1 protein-coding gene is annotated in these 1,423 nt (G+C 60.7%); it reads right to left on the bottom strand.

Annotated features, from left to right (window positions below):
- A partial coding sequence (locus C482_RS15915) for a hypothetical protein (protein WP_049896862.1) occupies nucleotides 1-796 on the bottom strand: 796 nt, incomplete at its 3' end.
- Nucleotides 797-1,423: the final 627 nt, after the last annotated feature.

Here is a 1,423-nt window from a genome sequence, read left to right on the forward strand (position 1 = left end):
GGTTGTGCACTGCGTACTCCTGGAGCGCCTCCATCGACTCGGGCTCGTGGGGCACTAACTCCAGTTCGGCGTCCGGCCCACGGTCGAGGTCGGGCTCGTCGTTGAATTCGCCGTAAATCTCGTCGCCGATTTCCCACTTGACGTGCAGCCCCGAGGTTGTCTCGATCCACTGCTCGGGTGCGAGCGTCTGGAGTTCACCGCCACCAAAGCCGTGCTCGGTAGCCAGCGCCGAGAGTTCGTCGGCGATGGCTGCAACGTCGCCGCTTCCCGTGATCGATTCGGCTTCCTCGAGATACTCCTGGACGGTCTCGTCCTGAAGCTGCTCGATCAGGTCCGCCTCGGCAGTCTCGTCCAGGCCGAGGAAAATCTCCGTCGTGTAGTAGTAGAAGACATCCTCGGTGTAGAGGTCATCCGGAATTTCGATGGCTGGATCCTCGTCTTCGTGATGGTAGCGGAACTGCTGGTAGAAGTCACCGAAGTACTCTTCGAACGTATCAGTGTCCATCGCCGCGACGATCAGTGCGACGAGCGTAATGCGGTCGGGGTCTTCCTGCAGCGAAATCGTCGGGTAGCCACAGTCCTTGTAGACGTAGTACTTGGCGTACTGCTGGGCCTGTGTTACGTTGCGTACGCCGTCAGGAGAGCGCTCACTCGGTTCGTCTGGGTAGCCGTCTTGTTGATGAGCGGTAATCTCCCCGTCTGACTTTCGAACATCTAAGACATGTTCGACACCATCATTGTCGCGTAGATTCACACCTACCAAGTCTTCTATCTCTCCTGTGATCACAGCTTTCATATTTAAACGTGTCCTCCTTCACCAGCCACTGTCTCACCACCAGTCTTTCCGGCGACCAGATCGGCCACGCTGTCTACAAATGCGTCCTTGCCTGCCAGTGCCTCGGCAAGAGCGTCGTTGGTGGCAATTTTCTCGGCGAAGTCCTCGCTCTGGGCGAGTTTCGTTTCCACGGTCTCGGCGACAACTTCGGGCGTGGCACCACCACCCTGTGAGAGCGCNTTCTCGGCGAAGTCCTCGCTCTGGGCGAGTTTCGTTTCCACGGTCTCGGCGACAACTTCGGGCGTGGCACCACCACCCTGTGAGAGCGCAGCGTCTGCGCCGTCGGTCGCCGCACCGACGACTGACGAGGCGACCACCGGGAGGACATCGGCCAGCGCCGACGGGTCGCTGGCACCGAGGCCAATCATGGTAGCGACGCCAGCACCGCCGGCAGCCAGCCGTTTCAGCAGGCCCTTACCGCCGCCTTTGGCGAACTCCGCTCCCGCGGACTGCTCGGCTGCCGCCTCGATCTCGGCGAGTGCCTCCCCGTTGAGGTTCTGTTCGAGTGACTCCTCAAATTCCTCGCGGGCAGTTTCGATCTCTTTGATCGTCTCGTCGTGGCGACCGACCGTCTCTCGCAGGTCGCGG

This window comes from Natrialba chahannaoensis JCM 10990, assembly GCF_000337135.1.
Taxonomy (GTDB): Archaea; Halobacteriota; Halobacteria; order Halobacteriales; family Natrialbaceae; genus Natrialba; species Natrialba chahannaoensis.